This window comes from Actinoplanes lobatus (assembly GCF_014205215.1).
GTDB lineage: Bacteria > Actinomycetota > Actinomycetes > Mycobacteriales > Micromonosporaceae > Actinoplanes > Actinoplanes lobatus.
In genome coordinates this window covers 2881773-2902776 of sequence record NZ_JACHNC010000001.1, presented here as the reverse complement: position 1 = coordinate 2902776, position 21004 = coordinate 2881773, and the positions used below count along the sequence as shown (strand labels likewise).

The 21004-nt window shown below is 70.2% G+C and carries 27 protein-coding genes and 1 riboswitch; of the genes, 3 read left to right on the top strand and 24 right to left on the bottom strand.

Annotation, left to right across the window (positions count from 1 at the left end):
* Nucleotides 1-200 precede the first annotated feature (200 nt).
* Entirely contained in the window at nt 201-1706 is a 1506-nt protein-coding gene (locus BJ964_RS13465) for a hypothetical protein (RefSeq protein WP_188120977.1), read from the top strand.
* Nucleotides 1707-1828: 122 nt separating this feature from the next.
* The gene (locus BJ964_RS13460; protein ID WP_229806628.1) at nt 1829-2248 is read left to right on the top strand and encodes a ribonuclease domain-containing protein; all 420 of its coding nucleotides are present in this window, start codon (nt 1829-1831) and stop codon (nt 2246-2248) included.
* Nucleotides 2249-2294: 46 nt separating this feature from the next.
* Here the strand turns inward: BJ964_RS13460 and thiC are convergent, their stop codons facing one another.
* The 9 genes from thiC to BJ964_RS13415 form a co-directional block, all read right to left on the bottom strand.
* Nucleotides 2295-3818, bottom strand: a complete 1524-nt coding sequence (gene thiC / locus BJ964_RS13455) for a phosphomethylpyrimidine synthase ThiC (RefSeq protein WP_188120976.1) — start codon at nt 3816-3818, stop codon at nt 2295-2297.
* 75 nt (nt 3819-3893) lie between these two features.
* Nucleotides 3894-4661, bottom strand: coding sequence for a bifunctional hydroxymethylpyrimidine kinase/phosphomethylpyrimidine kinase (thiD, locus tag BJ964_RS13450; RefSeq protein ID WP_188120975.1), 768 nt, complete (start codon nt 4659-4661; stop codon nt 3894-3896).
* Nucleotides 4658-5254: a thiamine phosphate synthase gene (locus BJ964_RS13445; protein ID WP_188120974.1), complete on the bottom strand. Its 597-nt coding sequence runs from the start codon at nt 5252-5254 to the stop codon at nt 4658-4660. The genes thiD and BJ964_RS13445 overlap by 4 nt, the downstream gene beginning before the upstream one ends.
* Nucleotides 5248-5991 (bottom strand): thiazole synthase, encoded by a 744-nt coding sequence (locus tag BJ964_RS13440; RefSeq protein ID WP_188120973.1) that lies wholly within the window; start codon nt 5989-5991, stop codon nt 5248-5250. The genes BJ964_RS13445 and BJ964_RS13440 overlap by 7 nt, the downstream gene beginning before the upstream one ends.
* A gap of 2 nt (nt 5992-5993) precedes the next feature.
* On the bottom strand, nt 5994-6194 hold the full coding sequence (thiS, locus tag BJ964_RS13435) for a sulfur carrier protein ThiS (protein WP_188120972.1): 201 nt from the start codon (nt 6192-6194) through the stop codon (nt 5994-5996).
* Nucleotides 6191-7219: a glycine oxidase ThiO gene (thiO, locus tag BJ964_RS13430; protein ID WP_188120971.1), complete on the bottom strand. Its 1029-nt coding sequence runs from the start codon at nt 7217-7219 to the stop codon at nt 6191-6193. Before thiO ends, thiS begins: the two co-directional genes overlap by 4 nt.
* Entirely contained in the window at nt 7216-7797 is a 582-nt protein-coding gene (locus tag BJ964_RS13425; protein ID WP_407650804.1) for a thiamine phosphate synthase, read from the bottom strand. The genes thiO and BJ964_RS13425 overlap by 4 nt, the downstream gene beginning before the upstream one ends.
* Nucleotides 7791-7901, bottom strand: a riboswitch (TPP riboswitch). Its footprint overlaps the gene before it by 7 nt.
* Nucleotides 7902-7935: 34 nt before the next feature.
* On the bottom strand, nt 7936-9582 hold the full coding sequence (locus tag BJ964_RS13420) for an ABC-F family ATP-binding cassette domain-containing protein (RefSeq protein ID WP_188120970.1): 1647 nt from the start codon (nt 9580-9582) through the stop codon (nt 7936-7938).
* A 28-nt stretch (nt 9583-9610) separates the two neighbouring features.
* Entirely contained in the window at nt 9611-10228 is a 618-nt protein-coding gene (locus BJ964_RS13415; RefSeq protein ID WP_188120969.1) for a class I SAM-dependent methyltransferase, read from the bottom strand.
* 95 nt (nt 10229-10323) lie between these two features.
* Here BJ964_RS13415 and BJ964_RS13410 point away from each other — a divergent pair, with 95 nt between their 5' ends.
* Nucleotides 10324-11052: a hypothetical protein gene (locus tag BJ964_RS13410; protein ID WP_188120968.1), complete on the top strand. Its 729-nt coding sequence runs from the start codon at nt 10324-10326 to the stop codon at nt 11050-11052.
* An 8-nt stretch (nt 11053-11060) separates the two neighbouring features.
* Here BJ964_RS13410 and truA read toward each other — a convergent pair whose 3' ends face one another.
* The 15 genes from truA to rpsE all read right to left on the bottom strand — a co-directional run bounded on the left by truA (nt 11061) and on the right by rpsE (nt 21001).
* Nucleotides 11061-11876, bottom strand: coding sequence for a tRNA pseudouridine(38-40) synthase TruA (truA, locus tag BJ964_RS13405; protein ID WP_188120967.1), 816 nt, complete (start codon nt 11874-11876; stop codon nt 11061-11063).
* An 85-nt stretch (nt 11877-11961) separates the two neighbouring features.
* Complete coding sequence (rplQ, locus tag BJ964_RS13400) at nt 11962-12474, bottom strand: 50S ribosomal protein L17 (RefSeq protein ID WP_188120966.1); 513 nt, start codon at nt 12472-12474, stop codon at nt 11962-11964.
* A 36-nt stretch (nt 12475-12510) separates the two neighbouring features.
* Nucleotides 12511-13533 (bottom strand): DNA-directed RNA polymerase subunit alpha, encoded by a 1023-nt coding sequence (locus tag BJ964_RS13395; RefSeq protein WP_093618743.1) that lies wholly within the window; start codon nt 13531-13533, stop codon nt 12511-12513.
* A gap of 85 nt (nt 13534-13618) precedes the next feature.
* Nucleotides 13619-14245 carry a 30S ribosomal protein S4 gene (rpsD, locus tag BJ964_RS13390; protein WP_183222847.1) on the bottom strand — a complete coding sequence of 209 codons (627 nt, stop codon included), beginning with the start codon at nt 14243-14245 and terminating at the stop codon, nt 13619-13621.
* A gap of 12 nt (nt 14246-14257) precedes the next feature.
* Nucleotides 14258-14665: a 30S ribosomal protein S11 gene (gene rpsK / locus BJ964_RS13385; protein WP_014440747.1), complete on the bottom strand. Its 408-nt coding sequence runs from the start codon at nt 14663-14665 to the stop codon at nt 14258-14260.
* 17 nt (nt 14666-14682) lie between these two features.
* Complete coding sequence (rpsM, locus tag BJ964_RS13380; RefSeq protein ID WP_188120965.1) at nt 14683-15063, bottom strand: 30S ribosomal protein S13; 381 nt, start codon at nt 15061-15063, stop codon at nt 14683-14685.
* 149 nt (nt 15064-15212) lie between these two features.
* Entirely contained in the window at nt 15213-15329 is a 117-nt protein-coding gene (gene rpmJ, locus BJ964_RS13375) for a 50S ribosomal protein L36 (protein ID WP_014440745.1), read from the bottom strand.
* Nucleotides 15330-15380: 51 nt separating this feature from the next.
* On the bottom strand, nt 15381-15602 hold the full coding sequence (gene infA / locus BJ964_RS13370; RefSeq protein WP_007073013.1) for a translation initiation factor IF-1: 222 nt from the start codon (nt 15600-15602) through the stop codon (nt 15381-15383).
* A gap of 236 nt (nt 15603-15838) precedes the next feature.
* Entirely contained in the window at nt 15839-16261 is a 423-nt protein-coding gene (locus BJ964_RS13365) for a DUF1707 SHOCT-like domain-containing protein (protein ID WP_229806627.1), read from the bottom strand.
* A 34-nt stretch (nt 16262-16295) separates the two neighbouring features.
* A complete protein-coding gene (map, locus tag BJ964_RS13360; protein WP_188120964.1) occupies nt 16296-17129 on the bottom strand; it encodes a type I methionyl aminopeptidase in 834 nt (277 codons plus the stop codon).
* An 84-nt stretch (nt 17130-17213) separates the two neighbouring features.
* Entirely contained in the window at nt 17214-17867 is a 654-nt protein-coding gene (locus BJ964_RS13355; RefSeq protein ID WP_188120963.1) for an adenylate kinase, read from the bottom strand.
* Between the two features lie 71 nt (nt 17868-17938).
* Nucleotides 17939-19279, bottom strand: coding sequence for a preprotein translocase subunit SecY (gene secY, locus BJ964_RS13350; RefSeq protein WP_183222843.1), 1341 nt, complete (start codon nt 19277-19279; stop codon nt 17939-17941).
* 466 nt (nt 19280-19745) lie between these two features.
* Entirely contained in the window at nt 19746-20195 is a 450-nt protein-coding gene (gene rplO / locus BJ964_RS13345; RefSeq protein WP_188120962.1) for a 50S ribosomal protein L15, read from the bottom strand.
* Complete coding sequence (gene rpmD / locus BJ964_RS13340; RefSeq protein WP_183222841.1) at nt 20196-20378, bottom strand: 50S ribosomal protein L30; 183 nt, start codon at nt 20376-20378, stop codon at nt 20196-20198.
* Complete coding sequence (gene rpsE, locus BJ964_RS13335) at nt 20378-21001, bottom strand: 30S ribosomal protein S5 (protein ID WP_106315548.1); 624 nt, start codon at nt 20999-21001, stop codon at nt 20378-20380. Before rpsE ends, rpmD begins: the two co-directional genes overlap by 1 nt.
* Nucleotides 21002-21004: the final 3 nt, after the last annotated feature.

The following is a 21004-nucleotide window of genomic DNA, read 5'->3' as shown; positions in this document are numbered from 1 at the left end:
CGGACTCGTTGTCCGGTGCGCGACAGTGTCCACTCCGGACCATCGTTCTGGCAAGTCGCTCGCAGTTCGCACGATAGTTACCGTGAGTAGCCGATTTTCCATAGACGCTTTTCGATCATAGACGGTTACGACTTTAGGCCGCCTTAAGAAGGACGACCCGGACTGGCGCATCCTGCGGAACATTCCGTAACGTGCCCGGCATGGCATTTCGGAGTTGGCTGAAGCTGTTGGCCGCCACCACCATGGCCGCCGCCGTCGTCGGCGCAGGTCAACTCGGCATCGCTTACGGGCTCGGCATGGTGCGGCTCGACCAGACTCTGGAAGTCACCCAGCGTGATCAGTGGACAGCACAACTCGCCTGGGTCGCGTGGATCACGATGACCGCCGCGGCGATCGGCGCCGTGGTCGCCACCGGGCTCCGGCCCCGCTGGTCGCCCCGCCCGGTCGGTGCCGCCGGTTCCCTCGCCATGGGCCTGGCCGCCGGCTTCGGCGCCCTCGCGGTCCTGCCGCTGACCATGCAGCCGGCACGCACCGCCCAGATCGCCGGTGTGCAGCCGGTCGTCGTCATCGGCATCTGCGCCGTGCTCGCCGCCGCGGTCGGCATCTTCGCCGCGGCCGCCGCCGCCGCGAAGCCCGTGGCCCGCTGGAGCGTCGCCACCCTGAGCGTCATCGTCTGGGTCGTCGCACTGATCTCCGTCGTGCCGTCCCTGCTTCCCGGCGAGACCCCGGTCGCGGCCCGCCTCGGCGTGCTCGAGGGCAGGCTCATCCCGGCCGCCGCCACCGAGCACACCCCGTTCGTCACGATGCCCGTGCTGGCGCTGCTCTCCGGTCTGATCCTCGGACTGGTGGCCCGCGGCCGGAAACTGTCCACCTTCGCGGTGGCGCTCAGCGGCCTGGCCGGCCCGGTCCTGCTGACCCTCGCCTACCTGGTCGCCGGCCCCGGTTCGGCGGCCGGCTTCGAGCTCAGCCCGTACTGGGCGGCGATGACCGCGGCCGGCGCCGGCGTGCTCGGCTCGGTCCTGGCCGCGATCGTCCGCGGCGGTGGCGCCGAGCCGGCCCCCGCCGCGGAGCCGGACTCCCCCGCCGACGACTCCCCCGCCGACGCGAAGCCGGAGCCCGTCTCCGGCCGCGCCAGCCTGCCCCGCCGTGACGTACCGGTGCAGTCGGCGATCGCCGCCGCGGCGGCCGTCGCGGCCCAGCGCCCCGAGGATCAGCTCCGGCCGTCCGACACCGGCGTGTTCGCCGTGGGCGCCGGGGACCGCCCGCACCCGTTGCAGGACCTGGCCGCGGCAACGCCCGCCTCGCCGTTCGGCCAGGCTCCGGCCCCGTCCGGCGACGCCGAGCCGCGCTTCTCCGGACAGCAGCCCGCCAAGCGCGGCATGGGCGCCGGCCTGCGGCGCGGATGGCGTACCCGGCGCGGCGCTCCCGAGACTCCCGCGCCGTCCCCGGCCCTGACCGGTGACACCGGTTCGTTCAACGGTTTCGCCGCCGGGCCGGCCGGCCCCCGGGTGGGCGTCGACACCGCCGAGCACCCGCGGGTCGCGGCCCGTGCCCCGCTCACCCCCGAGCCGACCCCGATCAGCGCCCCGCTGCCCCAGCCCCAGCCGATCGCCCCGCCGCCGGTCGCCCCCGCCCCCGCCCAGCGCGGCGCGATGGGCCGCAAGGAGGCGGACTACGTCGACTGGGTGAACGGTCTCGGCAACTGACCGCCCCGTAAAACATCGGCAAACGCCGATGGAATGATGAGTTTGAGAGGTACCGCCGCCACCGCAGTCCGGTGACGATGGTCGATGTCCGGGTCCCCCCTCGACGGCATCGGAGTCCGATCATGATCACTCGTATCGGCCGCTTCCTCTCCCAGTTCGCCCTCGTCTTCGCCCTGGCCGGCACCGCGCTGGTGGCCCCCGCGGTAGTGGCCCCCACCACGACCGACGCGGCCCAGGCCGCCGTCTACAGCAGCTGCACCATCAGCCGCTGCTCGGCCGCCCGCACCGCGTTCACCGGCTGGCAGTCCCTCGGCTGGCCCACCACCGCCGGGTGGTACTCCTGGCCGTACGGCAACTACAACTACACCGGCGGCCAGTTCTACAACCGCGAGGGCCAGCTCCCCTCCGCCACCTACAGCGAGTACGACGTCTACTCCCGCAGCCGCGGCGCCGCCCGCGACGCCTACCGCATCGTCGTCAACCGCAGCACCCGCGTCGCCTACTTCACCCCGGACCACTACGTCACGTTCTACAAGCTCTGAGAGGTACGCGGTGGCCGCCCCCGGGCGGCCACCGCGCCGTATTCCGTCAGGTCGTGGGCGTGACCGGCAGATAGACCCGCCCACCGGCCGACACGAACTCCTCGGACTTGGCCTTCATCCCCGCCGCCCGGATCTCGTGGCTGATCCGCATGGAACAGAACTTCGGCCCGCACATGGAGCAGAAGTGCGCCGTCTTGGCCGGAGCCGCCGGCAGCGTCTCGTCGTGGTAGGCGCGAGCGGTCCCGGGGTCGAGCGCCAGCTCGAACTGGTCCTCCCACCGGAAGTCGAACCGGGCCCGGGACAGCGCGTCGTCCCACTCCTGAGCCCCCGCGTGCCCCTTCGCCAGGTCGGCCGAGTGCGCCGCGATCTTGTACGCGATCATCCCGGCCTTGACGTCCTCCTTGTTGGGCAGCCCCAGATGCTCCTTGGGCGTCACGTAGCAGAGCATCGCCGTACCGAACATCCCGATCATCGCCGCCCCGATGGCCGACGTGATGTGGTCGTAGGCGGGCGCGATGTCGGTGGCGAGCGGCCCGAGCGTGTAGAACGGCGCCCCCGAGCACAGCTCCTGCTGGAGATCCACGTTCTCCTTGATCTTGTGCATGGGTACGTGTCCCGGCCCCTCGACCATGACCTGGACGTCGTACTCCCAGGCGATGTGCGTCAGCTCCCCGAGGGTCCGCAGTTCGGCGAACTGCGCCTCGTCGTTGGCGTCCGCGATCGACCCGGGCCGCAGCCCGTCCCCGAGTGAGAACGTGATGTCGTACTCCCGGAAGATCTCGCACAGCTCCCGGAAGTGCGTGTAGAGGAAGTTCTCCCGGTGCTCGGCGAGACACCAGGCCGCCATGATCGACCCGCCGCGCGACACGATCCCGGTGATCCGCTCAGCGGCCAGCGGCACGTAGGCGAGCAGCACCCCGGCGTGGATCGTCATGTAGTCGACGCCCTGTTCAGCCTGCTCGATGACGGTCTCCCGGAAGATCTCCCAGGTCAGCTTGAGCGGATCCCCCTTGACCTTCTCCAGCGCCTGGTACAGCGGCACGGTTCCGATCGGCACCGGCGAGTTCCGGACGATCGCCTCCCGGGTCTCGTGGATGTGCGGCCCGGTGGACAGGTCCATCACCGTGTCGGCGCCCCACTGGGTGGCCCAGGTGAGTTTCTCCACCTCCTCGTCGACGGACGAGGTGACCGCCGAGGTGCCGATGTTCGCGTTGACCTTCACGAGGAACCGGGACCCGATGATCATCGGCTCGGACTCGGGGTGGTTCCGGTTGGCCGGCAGCACGGCCCGCCCGGCCGCGATCTCGTCCCGGACGACCTCCGGTGCGACGCCCTCGCGGACCGCGACGTACTCCATCTCCGGCGTGACGATCCCGGCCCGCGCGCTGGCGAGCTGGGTACGGCCGGTCTGCCAGGGTTTCCGGAGCGGCGGCAGCCCGACCGCGGGTTCACTGCCGGGACCGGATGTGTCGTAGAGCCGTACCGGCGGGTGGTCGCCGGTGAGCACCACCTCGGTGAACGGCACCCGGATGTCCGGGCGGGAACCTTCGACGTAGACCTTGCGCCTCACGAGACCTCCCAAAATAGTACAAACCCGGCATCAAACGGCAGCAGGCATCCTCGACCGCCACCCCGGCCGGAAGATCTAGACGGACCAGCCGAAGTGGTCCAGCGGCCCGGGTCCCGCCCCGAGCCGCCACTGAGCGCCACCACGCAGGCCGCGGTTCACGTACTCCTTGGCCGCCGCGACCGCCTCCGGAACCGGATCGCCGGCCGCCAGCCGCACCGCGATCGCCGACGAGAACGTGCAGCCCGAGCCGTGGTTGTTCACGGTCGCCACCGGCTCCCCACGCAGCAGGACGGCCTCCCCCGCGTGATGCAGGACGTCGAGCGCCAGCTCACTCCCGGTGACCACCACGGCGCGTGGCCCGCGCGCCGCGAGCTCGGCCGCCGCCGAGACCATCTCCTCGGCCGTCTCGATCACCCTTCCGAGGAGGGCGCCGGCTTCGTGCCGGTTCGGTGTCAGAACGCAGGGGTACGCCGTGAGCACCCCGACCACATCCACCTCACCGAGCCGGCTGCCCGCGGTGGCCACCAGAACCGGATCGACGACCAGGTTCGGCAGCTCCGCCGCACGGGCGGCGATCACCTTGGCCACCGCCGGGTCGGAGATCATCCCGACCTTCACGGCGGCCACCGGCAGGTCCGACAGCACGGCGTCGAGTTGCGCGGCGACGATCTCGGCGGGCACCGGATGGATGGCCGTGACGCCGAGCGTGTTCTGCGCCGTGATCGCCGTGATCACCGACGTCCCGAACGCCCCCAGCGCCGCGAACGTCTTCAGGTCCGCCTGGATCCCGGCGCCCCCGCCGGAGTCCGACCCGGCGATCGTCAACACCACCGGCGGAGTCACCGCCCACCCCCGCGACCGGCGCCGACCGGGGCGGTGGCGAACGCGGTCGCCAGTTCCCGGGCCGTGCACTCGGGGTCGGGTGATCGCATCAGCGCGCCCATCACCGCGATCCCCGCGGCTCCGGCCGCCGCGCAGTCGGCCGCCCGCGACGGCGAGTCGATCCCGCCGAGCGCCAGCCAGGGCACCGGCGCACGCAACTCGGCGGCCCCCGTGGCCCCGAGTGCGGGACCGTACCCCGGCTTGGACTCGGTGAGGTGGACCGGCGAGACCGTCACGTAGTCCACGCCGGACAGCGACTCGGTCCCGTGCCAGGAACGGCCCACCAGCGGGATCCCGGACGGCAGCGGATCGCCACCGGCCAGGTGCACGGCGTCGCCGCCCAACGGGTCCGGGCCGGCGACGATCAACCGGCCCGGGGGCAGCGACGATCGCAACTCGGCTGCCAGGGCCGCGCGTTCGGCGTACGGAAGATCGCGCTCACGCAGGATGACCCACGCCGCGCCGCCGCGGACCGCCGCCGCGACCACCCGGGGCAGCGGCCCGGCGGCGGACCGCCGATCGGTGAGCACGACGAGCCCGCCGGGGGTCACCATTCGGCGATCCCGTCGTCCTGGGTGGACGCCAGCGCGTGGAAGCGGCGCGGGATCCGCCCGGCGGCGCGGGCGAGCCGGCCGGCCGTGACCGCGTGCCGCATCGCCGCGGCCATCGCCGCCGGATCGTCGGAGCGGGTGATGGCGGTGGCGATCAGGACCGCGTCGCAGCCGAGCTCCATGGCGAGGGCGGCGTCCGAGGCGGTGCCGATCCCGGCGTCGAGAACCACCGGCACGTCGACGCTCTGCACGATCAACTCGATGTGGTGCGGGTTGGAGACGCCCAGCCCGGAGCCGATCGGCGAACCGGCCGGCATGACGGCGGCACACCCGGCGTCGGCCAGGCGGCGGGCCAGGATCGGGTCGTCGCTGGTGTACGGCAGGACCGTGAACCCGTCCGCCACCAGGATCTCCGCGGCCTTGAGCAGTTCCACACCGTCCGGCAGCAGGGTCCGCTCGTCGCCGATCACCTCCAGCTTGATCAGGTCGGTCTCGAACGCCTCCCGGGCCATCTGCGCGGTCTTGACCGCGTCCCCGCTGGTGTAGCAGCCGGCCGTGTTGGGCAGCACCCGTACGCCGAGGCGGTCGAGCATCGGCAGCAGCCCGGGCCCGGCCGCGTCGACCCGGCGCAGCGCCACGGTGACGAGCGTCGTCTCGGACGCGACGACGGCCTCCTCCAGGGCGGCGAGACTGTTCGCCCCGCCGGTGCCGAGGATCAGCCCGTTCTCCGGAAGGAACATCGTCACCCTCCCTGCGCCGCGGTGAGGACCTCGATCCGGTCGCCGTCGGCGAGGTCGACCTGCCCCCACGTGGAACGTGGCACGACCGTCCCGTTGACCGCGACGGCGACCCCGCGCTGGGCCGCGATGATCTCGGCGACCAGGGTCGCCACCGAGCAGGTGCCGGACCGGTCCTGGGTCTGGCCGTTGATCGTCAGCTTCATCCGAACCTCCCGGGCGCGAACGCTTCCAGCAGTGGGTCCGCCGAGCCGGTGAGCACCAGGTCGGCGATGAGTCGTGCGGTGATCGGGGCGAGCAGGATCCCGTTGCGGTGGTGGCCGGCCGCGACCACGGTCCGGTCGTCGAGGTGGCCGAGCAGCGGTGCGTTGTCCGGGCTGCCCGGCCGGTGACCCACGGTCCATTCGGTGATCTCGTGCTCGGCCAGGCCGGGCACCAGGTCGAGGGCGGCCCGCAGCAGGTCGTGCACACCGCCCGCGGTGATCTGCCGGTCGGCGCGTTCCTCCTGGGTGGCGCCGACCACGACCTCGCCGTCGGCGCGCGGGACCAGGTAGACGTGCCGCCCGTCGGCCGCGCCGTGGATCACGTGGCGGAGCAGGCCGGGTTCGCCGCGCAGGCGCAGCACCTGGCCCTTCACCGGCCGGATCGGCAGCCCGGTGAGGGTGGCGGTCCCGCAGCCGGCCGCGACCACGGTCACGTCCGACTCGATTTCGGACAAGTCGGAAATCTGGCGGGCGATGATGCGCCCTTTCAGAACATGCCGCAGCGCGCCGACCACCTTGCGCGGGTCGACCTGGATCTCGCTGGGCGCGAAGGCCCCGGCCCGCACTCGCGGCGACAGTGCCGGTTCACGTTCCCGCAGCTGGGAGCCGCTGAGCCGGGCCAGTTTCTGGTGCTTCCACTCCCGCGCGCAGTCGGCCACGTCATCGGCGGTGAGCGCCACCGAGAGAGTGCCCGCCTCGTCGTAGCCCACGTCACCGAGCCGTCCCGCGAACGACGGCCACAGCTCCCCCGAGGCCTCCAGCAGGCGGGTGAGGTACGGATACTCGAAGGCCGACTCACCACCGGGCGCCAGCATCCCGGCGGCGACATGCCAGGCCCCGTCCGACCCCTCAGGTGACGGGTCGTGGACGGTGACGTCGGCCCCACGGTCGAGCAGCTCCGCGGCGATGGCGAGCCCGATGATGCCGCCCCCGACGACGGCCACACGCGGGCCGGATCCGGCGGTCATCGCAGAACCGCCAGGAAGTCCGCGGCAGCTCCCTTCGGGTCCGCCGCGAAGGCGGAGACCGCCGCCACCCCGTGCACCGCGAGAAGCGGCACCCGGTCAGCGGTGATCCCACCGATCGCGAGGACCGGCGTACCCGGAACCGCACCGGCGACCGCGGCGATCGCGGCCGGCCCGAGCGGTGGTGGTAGCCCGTCCTTCGTGGAGGTGTGGAACGCCGGCCCGGCACCGAGGTAGCTCGCCCCGGCGGCGACGGCCGCCCGCGCGGCCGCGGGCGTCCGGCAGGTGGCGCCGACGATCGCGGCCGGCCCGAGGACCCGCCGGACGACCTCGACCGGCAGGTCGTCGGCGCCGACGTGGACGCCGTCCGCGCCCGCCGCGAGAGCCACCCCGACCCGATCGTTGACCAGCACCATCGTGCCGGCCGGGCGACAGATCTCGACGGCGGCGGCGGCCAGCTCGTACGCCCGGGCGTCGTTGCTCTTGACCCGGATCTGCACCGCGATGTCATCGAGCCCCGCGACGCCGCGCACGACATCGATGGAGTCGGTTATGACATGGATGCGCGGAAAACTGTGCACGAGGCACTCCTCCCTGCGCCGGCATTATCCGGATCAGGTTCGACGGTCGGGGGCCGCATCAGCCCCCCTCTCAGCCCGGTGCCCGGACTCCCGTGGGGTTGGTTGTAATCGGACCCTAACCGGTCCGTCACAGGAAAACTAGCGGACGTCCCAGACCGGTTCAGGGACCTCCACAACTTCGTTGTCGCCCCTGAACAGCAGGAAACGGTCGAAGGATCTGGTGAACCAGCGGTCGTGCGTGACAGCCATCACCGTGCCGTCGAACGCCTTCAGCCCCTCCTCCAGCGCCTCCGCCGAGGCCAGGTCCAGGTTGTCGGTGGGCTCGTCGAGCAGCAGCAGGGTGGCCCCCGACAGCTCCAGCAGCAGCACCAGGAACCGGGCCTGCTGCCCACCGGAGAGCGTGCCGAACCGCTGGTCCCCCTGGGCCGCCAGCTCGTACCGGTTGAGCGCCTTCATGGCGCCGGCCCGGTCCATCCCGGACCGGTGTTCGTCGCCCCGCCACAGGATCTCGACGAGCGTCTTCTCGACCAGCTCCGGCCGGTCGTGGGTCTGCGAGAAGTGCCCGGGCCGGACCCGCGCGCCGAGCCTCGCCACCCCGTCGTGGGCCACGTACGCCAGCGGCGCCCCGTCCACCGGCTTGTGCTCCAGATCCGGGTCGCTGCCGCCGGCCGCGAGCAGCCGCAGGAAGTGCGACTTGCCGGTGCCGTTGGCGCCCAGCACCGCGACCCGGTCGCCGTACCAGATCTCCACGTCGAACGGGAACGTCAGGTTCTCCAGCTCGAGCCGCTCGCAGATGACCGCCCGCTTCCCGGTCCGCCCACCGCGCAGGTTCATCTTCACGGCCTGGTCCTTGGGCGGGAGCGGCGGCGGCCCGGCCTCCTCGAACTTGCGGAGCCGGGTCTGCGCGGCCTGGTAGCGCGAGGCCAGCCCGTCGTTGAAGGCCGCCTTGTTCCGCAGCGTGAACACGAGCTCCTTGAGTTTCTCGTGCTCCTCGTCCCAGCGCCGCCGGTTCTCCTCGAGCCGCTCGTGCCGGTGCACCCGGGCCTCGTGCCAGGAGGCGAACCCGGCCGGATGGGTCCACGCGCCGCCGCCCTCGACGGCGACCACCCGGTCCGCGGTCTGGGCCAGCAGCTCCCGGTCGTGCGAGACGTACAGCACCGACTTGTTCGACTCGCGCAGCCGCTGCTCCAGCCAGCGTTTGGCGGGCACGTCGAGGAAGTTGTCCGGCTCGTCCAGCAGCAGCACCTCGTCGGCGCCGCGGAGCAGCAGGTCGAGGGCGAACCGTTTCTGCTCGCCGCCGGAGAGGGTCCGCACGATCCGGTTCCGGGTCTCCTCCCACGGCCGGCCGAGGATGGACACCGCCACCGTGTCGAACAGCACCTCGGCGTCGTATCCGCCGACCTCGCCCCAGCCGGCGAGCGCGTTCGCGTACGCGATCTGGGTCTTCTCGGTCTCGTCGAGGGCCGCGGTGGCCGTGCGCAGTCGCTCACCTGCCGCGCGCAGCGCGGGTGGCACCAGGGAAAGAGCAAGATCCTCAAGGGTACGGTCGTCGCCGATCATCCCGATGAACTGCCGCATGACACCGAGCCCACCGGATCGCGCGATCACGCCGCTCTGTGCCGGGATGTCGCCCGCCACCATCCGCATGAGGGTGGTCTTGCCGGCGCCGTTGGGCCCGACGAGCGCCACCTTCGCGCCCTCGCCGACCCGGAACGACACGTCGGTGAAGAGCTCACGCCCGTCCGGGAGCACGAACCCGGCACCGGCGACATCCACGTAACCCATGCCGGGCATCCTCCCTGTACGAACCGGTTCAGTCAGTCGATTTTCCGGTGACCCGCAGCACCCGGAAGCCCCGCTGGCTGGCGGTCCGCTCGACCGTCCAGCCGAGCCCGGCGAGCCAGGAGTGCAGCGAGTCGCCACCCAGGTTCCGGTTGATCACCAACCAGGCGACCCCGTCCGGGGCGAGCCGGGGCAGCCAGGTCTCCAGCAGCGTGTGCAGCCCGGCCTTGCCGATGTGGGTGGGCGGGTTGCTCCAGATCTCGGTGAAGGTGACGTCGGCCGGCACCTCCTCCGGGGCCCGCACCAGCACCCGGCCGGCCAGACCGAGCCGTTCGGCGTTCTCGCTCGCCAGGTCACGGGCCCGCGCGTTGACGTCGACGGCGTACACGGTGGCGGCCGGCGCCTCGCTGGCCAGCACGCACGCGATCGGGCCGTAACCGCAGCCCAGGTCGAGCAGGGTGCCCTCGGTGGAGGCGCCCGGCAACCCGGCCTTGCGCAGCAGGACCGCGGTGCCCGGGTCGAGCCGGCCGGCCGAGAAGACCCCGGAGGCGACGGCCAGACGGTAGTCCCGGCCGGCGACGTTGAACTCGATCTCGCCCCGGCGCATCGGCGCGTCCGGCTCGGCGGAGAAGTAGTGGTCGGCGCTCACCGGCCAAGTCTCCCGCCCACGGGTGGACACGACGGCGGCGGGGTGGCGGACACCGTGTGCGTTCATAGATCGGTGTGCGCGCCTAGCTTGAGCGGATGCGGCACGCCACCCCCGGCCTGATCCGGCTTTCCACGCCGAGCCGGCATCGACGGCCGACACGGTCCCAACGGCACGCCTGGCGTGAGCCGTACCGGACCGCTCACCTGCTGACCCGCGGCCTGGCCGCGCTCATCGTGCTCGGCATCTGCGTCATGCTGGGCGTGCTGTTCGTCGCCGACGAGCACGACTCCACCCCGAGCCGGCTCGCCGCCGCCGAGATCGACCAGCTCATCGCCTCACGCACGGTGGATCCGGAGCCGCTCACCGAGGCCGAGGTCTTCCCCAGCGGCTCCACCGCCTTCGGCGTGGAGGAGACCGGCCTCACGGCCGACTGCACGGTCGCGGTCACCGGCGCCCTGCGTTTCACCCTTCAGCGGTACGGGTGCTCGCAGGCGGTCCGGGCCGCCCTCACCGTCCCGTACGCCGACTACCGGGTGACCGCCGGCATGCTGAACCTGCCCGACGCCACCGGCGCGACGGCCGTCGGTGACCAGGTCCGCTCCCTGGTCGAGTCGGGTGACGGCGGATTCGCGCTGATGTCCGGCGAGGCGACCGGCGCGGGCACCCCGGTGGTGTGGCGGACCCGCGGCCACTACCTGATGTACTGCGTGATCACCGGCCCGGACGGCGCCCTGGTCCCCGCCGACGAACCGCAGCTCGACCAGCTAACCCACGACCTGCTCGACGTCTACCTGAGCGAGACCGTCCTGTCCCGCCGGGCCTGAGTGCCGGGTCAGGCGCGCAGGCGGCGGGTCGCCTCGGCGCGGGCGGCGTAGTCCGCCTCGCCCGGGTAGCCGACCGCCACCAGGGTGAGCCCGTGCGCCGGCGCCACCACCACGTCGTTGGACCGCTGCCGCAGGGTGAGCAGCTTGGCCGGCCACTCCGGGTCCCGGCGCCCGTCCCCCACCGTGAGCATCGCCCCGACCAGGCTGCGCACCATGGCCTGGCAGAACGCGTCGGCCTGCACGGTCGCCACACAGACGCCGTCCGGGTCGCGGCGCCAGTCCAGCCGGTTGATCGCCCGGATCGTGGTGGCGTGCTCCTTGCGCTTGCAGAACGCCGCGAAGTCGTGCTCACCCAGCAGCCCGGCCGCGGCGGCGTTGAGCCGGTCCAGGTCGAGCGGACGGACCCAGCCGAGGGTGTCGTGGCGGCGCAGCGGCTCCGGGCCCCACGGGGTGTCCACGACGCGGTACTCGTAGCGCCGGAAGGTGGCCGAGAACCGGGCGTCGAAGGTGTCCGGCACCGGCGCCAGCGCCCGCACCCGGGCGTCCGGCGGCATCAGCGCGGCGAGACGCCGCAGCAGCGACGACTCCAGCTCGGTCCAGCGCCCGGCGGGCAGGTCCACGTGGCAGACCTGGCCGGTGGCGTGCACCCCGGCGTCGGTGCGGCCGGCCACGGTGAGCCCGAGCGCCGTCTCCGGCCCCAGCAGGCGGGCGAAGGCCTCGGTCAGAACCCCGGCGACGGTACGGCGTGACGGTTGTGCCGCCCAGCCGGAGAAGTCGGCGCCGTCGTACGACACGTCCAGGCGCAGCCGAACCGTCTCCGTCATTACCGTCCTCGCCCGTACGAATGAATGGTCCCGCAGAGAAAGGCCCGGCACCCAGAGTGGGTGCCGGGCCTCTCAGTGATCAAACTCAGGCCTTGGGCTCGTCGCCCTCGACCTTGTCGCCCTCGGCGGCGTCGGTGCTGGCGGGCACCTCTTCCTCGGGCGCGAGCGCCTCGACCTTGGCCTGCTGCGCGGCGGCCTTGCGGGCCTCCTTCGACGGGCCGGAGGTGGTGGCCGCGACCTGCAGCTCCTCGACCAGCTCGATGACCGCCATGGGGGCGGCGTCACCCTTGCGGGGGCCGATCTTGGTGATGCGGGTGTACCCACCGGGGCGGTTGGAGTACCGCGGAGCGATCTGCTCGAACAGGGCGTACACGACGTCCTTGTCCTTCACGGTGGCCAGAACCCGGCGACGGGCGTGCAGGTCGCCGCGCTTGGCCTTCGTGACCAGCTGCTCGGCCAGCGGGCGCAGCCGCCTGGCCTTCGACTCGGTGGTCTTGATCTTCCCGTGCCGGAAGAGCTCGGTGGCCAGGTTGGCCAGGATGAGCTTCTCGTGAGCCGGGCTGCCGCCGAGGCGGGCACCCTTGGTGGGCGTGGGCATTTCGGATGCTCCTTGAAATGTGGCGCAGCCGAGCTCTTAGAGCTGCTCGGTCTCGCGGTAGTCGTCGGTGTCGTAGTCCACGTCGCCGAACGAGTCGACCACGTGCGCGGGGTCGAAGGACGGCGCGCTGTCCTTCAGGCCCAGGCCCATTCCGGCGAGCTTCATCTTGACCTCGTCGATCGACTTCTGGCCGAAGTTCCGGATGTCCAGAAGGTCGGCCTCGGTACGCCCTATCAATTCGCCCACCGAGTTGATGCCCTCGCGCTTGAGGCAGTTGTACGACCGGACGGTGAGGTCCAGCTCCTCAATCGGAAGGGCCAGGTCGGCAGCGAGCTGCGCGTCCTGCGGCGACGGGCCGATGTCGATGCCCTCGGCGGTCTCGTCCAGCTCACGGCACAGGCCGAAGAGCTCGACGAGGGTCGAGCCGGCCGAGGCCAGCGCGGTCCGGGGGGAGATCGACGCCTTCGACTCGACGTCGATGATCAGGCGGTCGAAGTCGGTGCGCTGCTCGACACGGGTCGCCTCGACGCGGTAAGTGACCTTGAGCACCGGCGAGTAGATCGAGTCGACCGGGATGCGGCCGATCTCGGCGCCGGCGTTCTTGTTCTGCGCCGCGGTGACGTAGCCACGACCGCGCTCGACGGTCAGCTCCATGTCGAGCCGGCCCTTGCTGTTCAGGGTCGCCAGCTTCAGATCGGGGTTGTGCACCGAGACACCGGCCGGGGGCTGGATGTCGCCGGCGGTCACGTCGCCCGGGCCCTGCTTGCGCAGGTACATGCTGACCGGCTCGTCGTGCTCTGAGCTGACGGTCAGTTCCTTGACGTTCATGACCAGCTCGACCACGTCCTCCTTGACACCGGGGATCGTGGTGAACTCGTGCAGCACGCCGTCGATCTTGATGCTGGTGACCGCCGCGCCCGGGATGGACGACAGCAGGGTCCGCCGCAGTGAGTTACCGAGGGTATAGCCGAAGCCCGGCTCCAGAGGCTCGATGGTGAACCGGGAGCGGGTCTCGCTGAGCGACTCCTCCGAGAGGGTCGGCCGCTGGCTGATGAGCACGCTGTTCTTCTTTCTGTCGGGCCACCCGCTATTTGATGGCCGTCCGTTTTGCCCGGCGCCTCGAAGGAGACGCCGGGCAACCCTGTTACTTGGAGTAAAGCTCCACGATCAGCTGCTCCTGGACCTGGGTGTCGATGACACCGCGGGCCGGAAGCGTGTGGACCAGGATCTTCATCTCGCTGGGGATCGGCTCGAGCCACGCCGGGACCGGCCGGGAGCCGGCCTGCGCCTGCGCGACGACGAAGGGCGTGAGCTCCTTCGACTTCTCGCGCAGGGTGACGATGTCCTTTTCCTTCACCCGGTACGAGGGGATGTCCACCTTGACGCCGTTGACCAGGAAGTGGCCGTGCTTGACCAGCTGCCGGGCCATGTCGCGGGACGCGGCGTAGCCGGCCCGGTAGACGACGTTGTCGAGGCGGGACTCGAGGATCTGGAGGAGCACCTCACCGGTCTTGCCGGGCTTGGTGACAGCCTCCTCGTAGTAACCGCGGAACTGCTTCTCGAGCACGCCGTACGCGCGGCGGGCCTTCTGCTTCTCACGGTGCTGGAGCAGGTACTCGGTCTCCTTGGTCCGACCGCGGCCGTGCTGGCCGGGCGGGAAGGGACGCGACTCGAACGGGCACTTCGGCCCGTCGCACTTGCTGCCCTTGAGGAACAGCTTCATCTTCTCGCGGCGGCACCGCTTGCAGTCCGCTCCGGTATAGCGAGCCATCTCAGCTCCTCCCTAAACCCGGCGGCGCTTCGGCGGGCGGCATCCGTTGTGCGGCTGCGGCGTGACGTCGGAGATCTGCCCGACCTCGAGGCCGGCGGCCTGCAGCGAACGGATGGCGGTCTCCCGGCCGGAGCCGGGGCCCTTGACGAAGACGTCGACCTTGCGCATGCCGTGCTCCATGGCACGACGGGCGGCCGCCTCGGCAGCGAGCTGCGCGGCGAACGGGGTCGACTTGCGGGAGCCCTTGAAGCCCACCTGGCCGGACGAGGCCCAGGAGATGACCGCACCGGTCGGGTCGGTGATCGACACGATGGTGTTGTTGAAGGTGCTCTTGATGTGCGCCTGCCCGTGGGCGACGTTCTTGCGTTCCTTGCGCCGGACCTTCTTTACAGCGGCCCCAGCGCGTGCCTTCGGTGGCATAAGTCAGTGCGCTCCTATTACTTCCGACCGGGCTTCTTCTTACCGGCGACCGTGCGCTTCGGACCCTTACGGGTACGAGCGTTGGTACGGGTCCGCTGGCCCCGGACGGGCAGACCCTTGCGGTGGCGGATACCGGCGTAGCAGCCGATCTCGACCTTGCGGCGGATATCCGCGGCGACCTCGCGGCGCAGGTCGCCCTCAACCTTGAAGTTGGCCTCGATGTAGTCGCGGAGCTGAACCAGCTCCTCGTCCGAGAGGTCCTTGGCGCGCTTGTTCAGGTCAATCGCGGTCGCGGTCAGTGCCTCGACCGAGCGCGTACGGCCAATGCCGTAGATGTAGGTGAGCGCGATCTCCATCCGCTTCTCGCGGGGAAGATCGACGCCGACGAGACGTGCCATTTCTGGGCGTACTCCTCGTTGTGATCGCGGAGGTCTGTGCCCGTCCCACCCCACCTGCCCTGGCGGGCCCCGGCCTCCGACCGGGGGTACAGCCGTGGACAGCCACGACTGGGACGAGCTTCTTCAGTGGTGCGGATCCTGCGCGGGACTCAGCCCTGGCGCTGCTTGTGGCGCGGGTCGGTGGAGCAGATGACCATGACCCGGCCGTGCCGCCGGATGACCCGGCAGTTGTTGCAGATCCGCTTGACGCTCGGCTTGACCTTCACGGTTTGCCTTAACTCTCAGTCAGACGGGTTGGGAAACCCCGCGACCCTCGGTTACTTATAGCGGTAGACGATGCGCCCACGGGTCAGGTCGTACGGCGACAGCTCGACGACGACCCTGTCCTCGGGAAGGATGCGGATGTAGTGCTGGCGCATCTTCCCGGAGATGTGTGCCAGGACCTTGTGACCATTTGCGAGCTCGACGCGGAACATAGCGTTCGGCAACGGCTCGATCACTCGGCCTTCGATCTCGATGGCTCCGTCTTTCTTAGGCATGTCCTCCGCTACCTGACATCGGGTTCTTGGGGCAGGCTTGCGCAACGTCGTTTCCGGGTCGAAATGACCCGGACCAGCCACGGCTCCCCCGGTTCCTCGAAGCGCTTGAGGACATGAGGGAGTGGACGCTACGCGCCAGCGAGCCAGTCTACGCGCCCGTAACACCGACGCCAAACCGAGGGTTGCGTAACCCGCTGTCGGGCGTGTTCGTGACGGACAAGTCGACGATATCGGCCTCAGTGGCGTCGTTTCCCGAACTGGGCGAAGAAGGCGAGGACGACCGGGATCAACACCCAGCCGGGCCAGAAATACTGGAGCTCCCCCGAACCCAGGCTGCTCATCGCCCAGACCAGGGTGCAGACCACGAAAACCCCCAGCATGCCCGGGAAACCGGAGCGCCCCTGGTGCTTCGAAGCCGGCTTCGCGACCGGCTCAGAAACCCCCTCGCGGGGTACGACCTGCGACTTCTCCACCGGGATGGTGCCGGGCAGGTCGTCGAGCAGGCCGTCCAGGTCCCCGTAGGTCTTCGCCGCGTAGGCCCGCTGGACGCGGTCGTCGTACTCGCTCAGATCCAGGCGGCCCTCGTCGAGCGCCGCCTTCAGCTGGTCGGCGACCTTCTGCCGGTCGCTGTCGCCGGCCCGCATCCCCTCATGCCCCATGCGTCACAGCATGCCAGGGACGGGCCACCGCGATCTATGCCTGCCGGGCGGTCACCAGTTCACCCAGACGAGCCCGGCCGCCGTCCGGCGCCGTGGTCACCCAGACCCCGTCCTCCATCAGCGCCATGGTGTGCTCGACGTGCGCCGCCCGCGACCCGTCCCGGGTCACCACGGTCCAGCCGTCCTCCAGCTCCACGGTCCGCGGCGAGCCCATCGTGATCATCGGCTCGATCGCCAGGGCCAGGCCCACCTCGAGGCGGATGCCCCGGCCCGGCTTGCCGTGGTTCAGCACGTGCGGGTCCTGGTGCATCTCGGTGCCGATGCCGTGGCCGCCGTAGCCGTCGACGATCCCGTACCGGCCGGCCTTGCGGATCGACCGCTCGATGTTGAACGAGATGTCGGTCAGCTTGCCCCGGCCGTTGGCGATCCCACGGGCCGCCGCCGCGATCCCGGCCCACATCGCGTCCTCGGCCACCTCGGCCATCCGCAGCAGCGCCGGGTCGGTCTCGCCCACCCCGACCGTGATCGCCGAGTCGCCGTGCCAGCCGTCCAGGACCGCGCCGCAGTCCAGCGAGATCAGATCGCCCTCCCGGAGCACCTGACCGGCGCTCGGGATGCCGTGCACCACCTGCTCGTTCACCGAGGCGCAGATCGACGCCGGGAAGCCGTGGTAGCCCTTGAAGGACGGGATGGCGTCGGCGTCCCGGATCACCTTCTCCGCGATGGCGTCCAGGTCGGCGGTGGAGACACCCGGGGCGACCGCTGCGCGCATCGCGTCCAGAGCCGCGGCGACGACCAGACCGGCCGCCCGCATCTTCTCGATCTGCTCGGGAGTCTTCAGCTGAATGTTCAGCTCTTGGCGGCGCATGGCGGTGAGCCTAACCCTCTTCGTCCTAGAAATGCCGCCGCCCCGGGAGACCCCGGGGCGGCGGAAGTGAATCGGTCGGCGGAATCAGCCGCCGTACGACCGGAGAGCGTCGATCGCGCGCACGGTGACGTCCTCCACGGGGCCGGTGGCGTCGATGCCCACCAGCTTGCCCTGGGCGCCGAAGAAGTCGACCAGGGGCGCGGTCTTGTCGGCGTACTCCACGAGACGGTTGGCGATCGTCTCGGCCTTGTCGTCGTCGCGCTGGAACAGCTCACTGCCGCAGCGGTCGCAGATGTCCGGCTTGCTGGTCGGGTCGAACTCGACGTGCCAGATCTTGCCGCAGCCCCGGCAGGTACGCCGGCCGGAGAGCCGCCGGATGACCTCGTCGTCGTCGACCACGAGCTCCATCACGATGTCCAGCGCGGTGCCCAGGTCGGCCAGCAGCTTGTCCAGCGCCGAGGCCTGCGGCACGGTACGCGGGAAGCCGTCCAGCAGGAAGCCGTCGCTCGCGTCCGGCTCGGCGAGCCGGTCGCGCACCATGTTGATGGTGACCTCGTCCGGGACCAGCTGCCCGGCGTCCATGTAGCGCTTGGCCTCGACGCCCAGCGGCGTCCCCTGCGACACGTTCGCCCGGAAGATGTCCCCGGTCGAGATCTTCGGTACGGCGAGATGGGCGGCGATGAACTCAGCCTGGGTCCCCTTGCCGGCCCCCGGAGGGCCCACCAGTACCAGCCGCACCTACATCGCCTCGCTTCGGTCCTGAGAAACCACGCCCACCGACGCCAGAGCCCCCCGGCCCCGCGTACCCACTACCGGAGGAACCCTTCGTAGTTCCGCTGCATGAGCTGGCTCTCGATCTGCTTCACCGTCTCCAGGCCCACACCCACCATGATCAGCACCGCGGTACCACCGAACGGGAAGTTCTGGTACTGCTGCTGGTTCAGCCAGATGAAGAAGAAGTTCGGCAGGACCGAGATCAGACCAAGGTACAGCGCGCCCGGCAGGGTGATCCGGCTGAGGATGAAGTCGAGGTAGTCGGCGGTCGGCTTGCCCGGGCGGATACCCGGAACAAAACCACCGTACTTCTTCATGTTCTCCGCGACCTCAGTCGGGTTGAACGTGATCGACACGTAGAAGTACGTGAAGAAGATGATCAGCAGGAAGTAGACCGCGATGTACAGCCAGTGGGTCGGGTTGGCCAGGTAGTTCTGGATCCAGACCTGGTAGCCCTTGAGCTTGTTCTGGTCGAAGAACTGCAGGTAGAGCTGCGGCAGGTAGAGCAGCGAGGACGCGAAGATGACCGGGACGACACCCGCCTGGTTCACCTTGAGCGGGATGTAGGTGGAGGTGCCGCCGTACATCCGCCGGCCGATCATGCGCTTCGCGTACTGGACCGGGATCCGGCGCTGCGCCTGCTCGATGAAGACGACCAGCGCGATGATCACCAGAACCAGGCCGATCACCAGGAAGAACTTGCCGGTGCCGCTGGACTCCTTGATGCTCCAGCCCTCGCCGGGGAGGCGGGCCGCGATCGAGGTGAAGATCAGCACGGACATGCCGTTGCCGACGCCACGGTCGGTGATCAGCTCGCCGAGCCACATGACCACGCCGGTGCCGGCGGTCATCGTCATCACGAGCAGGCTCAGGGTGAGCCACATCGGGATGCCGGTGTTCTCGGGGATGATCTGGTAGGCCGGGTCGTCCTGGTCGCACATGTTGTTGAACAGCTGACCGGTACGGGCGAGCGCCACGAACGCCGACGCCTGGAGCACGGCGAGGCCGAGCGTCAGGTAGCGGGTGTACTGCGTGATCTTCGCCTGGCCGGACTGACCCTCCTTGCGGAGCTGCTCCAACCGCGGGATGACCACGGTGAGCAGCTGCAGGATGATCGACGCCGTGATGTAGGGCATGATGCCCAGCGCGAACACGGACAACTGCAAAAGCGCGCCGCCGCTGAACAGGTTCAGCAGGTTGAGAACGCCGTTCGTGTCGGACTCGGTGAGCTTGATACAGGCCTGAACGTTGGAGTACGACACGCCCGGACTGGGCAATGTGGCACCGAAACGGTAGATCCCCACAATCGCTACCGTGAAGAGTAGCTTCTTCCGCAGGTCAGGCGTCCGAAGCGCGCTCGAGAAGGCGGACAACAACTGATCCTCCTGCGTGGTCGCCACACTCTGGGTTGCGGTATCCCGGAACTTCGGGCACACATCATTGAGCAGCCGTATAGGCCGCCAGCGGAGCACTGTATCAGCAAGGCCGAGAGCGCAACCACCGGCATCGCACCGGCCGATGTCCCAGTACAACACAAGTGTCCGGCTTCATGGCTGAAGCGGGTGCTTGCGCGCCCGATCGAAATGCCCGCCCCACCCTACGGCACGGGCCGGAAGGCGTCCCCGATCCATCGAAGGGAGCCACTCTCCGCAACGGGGATTCCCACCAAACGGCCTGAGACGGCCGTCACGGCACTTTGGCCGCTCACCCGATGGGCAACGCGTCCACACCGGGATCCAGGCCTCACGCGCCGCACAGGGCCGTTTACGCCACTCCCGGAACAACGGAAGAGGCCGCGGCGCCGGGTTTCCCCGGTACCGCGGCCTCTCACCGTTTCACGTCCTACAGCTCGGTGGCGGAACCACCGGCTGCGGCGATCTTCTCCTTGGCCGACTCGCTGAACGCGTGCGCCGAGATGGTCAGCGACACGCCGCCCAGCTCGCCCGAGCCCAGAACCTTCACCGGCTGGCCCTTGCGGACCGCGCCGGCGTTGACGAGCTCGGCCGGGCCGACCTCGCCGCCGTTCGGGAACAGCTCGGCCAGCCGGTCCAGGTTGACCACCTGGAAGACGACCTTGTTACGGGGCCGGTTGCCCAGACCCTTGATCTTCGGGAGCCGCATGTGGATGGGCATCTGCCCACCCTCGAACGACGCCGGGGTGTTCTTGCGAGCCCCGGTGCCCTTGGTACCGCGGCCCGCGGTCTTACCCTTCGAACCCTCACCACGACCCACGCGGGTCTTGGTGGTCTTCGCACCGGGCGCCGGGCGAAGGTGGTGGACCTTGATCCCCATTTACTCGACCTCCTCGACAGTGACGAGGTGGTTCACGGCGAAGATCATGCCCCGAATCTCGGGACGGTCCTCCTTGACCACCACATCGTTGATCCGCTTCAGACCGAGCGACCGCAGGGACTCCCGCTGGTTCTGCTTACGGCCGATACCGGACCGGATCTGGGTGACCTTCAAGCGGGCCATCAGTGCACCGCCGCTTCCGCACGTGCCGCCAGCATGGCCGCCGGCGCCACGTCCTCGACCGGCAGGCCACGACGCTTCGCGACCATCTCCGGCGACTCGAGGCCCTTCAGCGCGGCCACCGTCGCGTGCACGATGTTGATCGGGTTCGACGAGCCCAGGCTCTTCGACAGGATGTCGTGGATGCCCGCGCACTCGAGCACGGCACGCACCGGGCCACCGGCGATGACACCGGTACCGGCAGAGGCCGGCTTGAGCAGCACGACACCCGCGGCGGCTTCGCCGGTGATCGGGTGCGGGATGGTCGCACCGATCCGCGGAACCTTGAAGAAGTGCTTCTTGGCCTCCTCGACGCCCTTGGCGATGGCCGCGGGCACCTCCTTGGCCTTTCCGTAGCCGATACCGACGGTGCCGTCACCGTCGCCGACGATCACCAGGGCGGTGAAGCTGAAGCGACGACCACCCTTGACGACCTTCGCGACACGGTTGATCGCGACGACCCGCTCCAGGTGCGGGGTCTTCTCGACGGGCGCGTTGCCGCGGCCGCCCTCACGGCGGTTGTCCCTGCGGTTGCCACCCTCGGTGTTACCGCCGGACCCGCCGCCTCGGCGCTGCTGACCAGGCATTGG

What these genes read in the sequence shown, in the direction of transcription:
- rpsK (WP_014440747.1), bottom strand. Translation starts at nt 14,665, where the DNA reads ATGCCACCGAAGGCACGCGCTGGGGCCGCTGTAAAGAAGGTCCGGCGC.
- thiS (WP_188120972.1), bottom strand. Translation starts at nt 6,194, where the DNA reads ATGAAGCTGACGATCAACGGCCAGACCCAGGACCGGTCCGGCACCTGC.
- BJ964_RS13465 (WP_188120977.1), top strand. Translation starts at nt 201, where the DNA reads ATGGCATTTCGGAGTTGGCTGAAGCTGTTGGCCGCCACCACCATGGCC.
- BJ964_RS13365 (WP_229806627.1), bottom strand. Translation starts at nt 16,261, where the DNA reads ATGGGGCATGAGGGGATGCGGGCCGGCGACAGCGACCGGCAGAAGGTC.
- rpmD (WP_183222841.1), bottom strand. Translation starts at nt 20,378, where the DNA reads ATGGCCCGCTTGAAGGTCACCCAGATCCGGTCCGGTATCGGCCGTAAG.
- BJ964_RS13440 (WP_188120973.1), bottom strand. Translation starts at nt 5,991, where the DNA reads ATGTTCCTTCCGGAGAACGGGCTGATCCTCGGCACCGGCGGGGCGAAC.
- rpsD (WP_183222847.1), bottom strand. Translation starts at nt 14,245, where the DNA reads ATGGCTCGCTATACCGGAGCGGACTGCAAGCGGTGCCGCCGCGAGAAG.
- truA (WP_188120967.1), bottom strand. Translation starts at nt 11,876, where the DNA reads ATGACGGAGACGGTTCGGCTGCGCCTGGACGTGTCGTACGACGGCGCC.
- rpsM (WP_188120965.1), bottom strand. Translation starts at nt 15,063, where the DNA reads ATGGCACGTCTCGTCGGCGTCGATCTTCCCCGCGAGAAGCGGATGGAG.
- BJ964_RS13410 (WP_188120968.1), top strand. Translation starts at nt 10,324, where the DNA reads ATGCGGCACGCCACCCCCGGCCTGATCCGGCTTTCCACGCCGAGCCGG.
- BJ964_RS13460 (WP_229806628.1), top strand. Translation starts at nt 1,829, where the DNA reads ATGATCACTCGTATCGGCCGCTTCCTCTCCCAGTTCGCCCTCGTCTTC.
- rplQ (WP_188120966.1), bottom strand. Translation starts at nt 12,474, where the DNA reads ATGCCCACGCCCACCAAGGGTGCCCGCCTCGGCGGCAGCCCGGCTCAC.
- map (WP_188120964.1), bottom strand. Translation starts at nt 17,129, where the DNA reads ATGCGCCGCCAAGAGCTGAACATTCAGCTGAAGACTCCCGAGCAGATC.
- BJ964_RS13445 (WP_188120974.1), bottom strand. Translation starts at nt 5,254, where the DNA reads ATGGTGACCCCCGGCGGGCTCGTCGTGCTCACCGATCGGCGGTCCGCC.
- thiO (WP_188120971.1), bottom strand. Translation starts at nt 7,219, where the DNA reads ATGACCGCCGGATCCGGCCCGCGTGTGGCCGTCGTCGGGGGCGGCATC.
- rpsE (WP_106315548.1), bottom strand. Translation starts at nt 21,001, where the DNA reads ATGCCTGGTCAGCAGCGCCGAGGCGGCGGGTCCGGCGGTAACACCGAG.
- BJ964_RS13420 (WP_188120970.1), bottom strand. Translation starts at nt 9,582, where the DNA reads ATGGGTTACGTGGATGTCGCCGGTGCCGGGTTCGTGCTCCCGGACGGG.
- infA (WP_007073013.1), bottom strand. Translation starts at nt 15,602, where the DNA reads ATGCCTAAGAAAGACGGAGCCATCGAGATCGAAGGCCGAGTGATCGAG.
- rplO (WP_188120962.1), bottom strand. Translation starts at nt 20,195, where the DNA reads ATGGGGATCAAGGTCCACCACCTTCGCCCGGCGCCCGGTGCGAAGACC.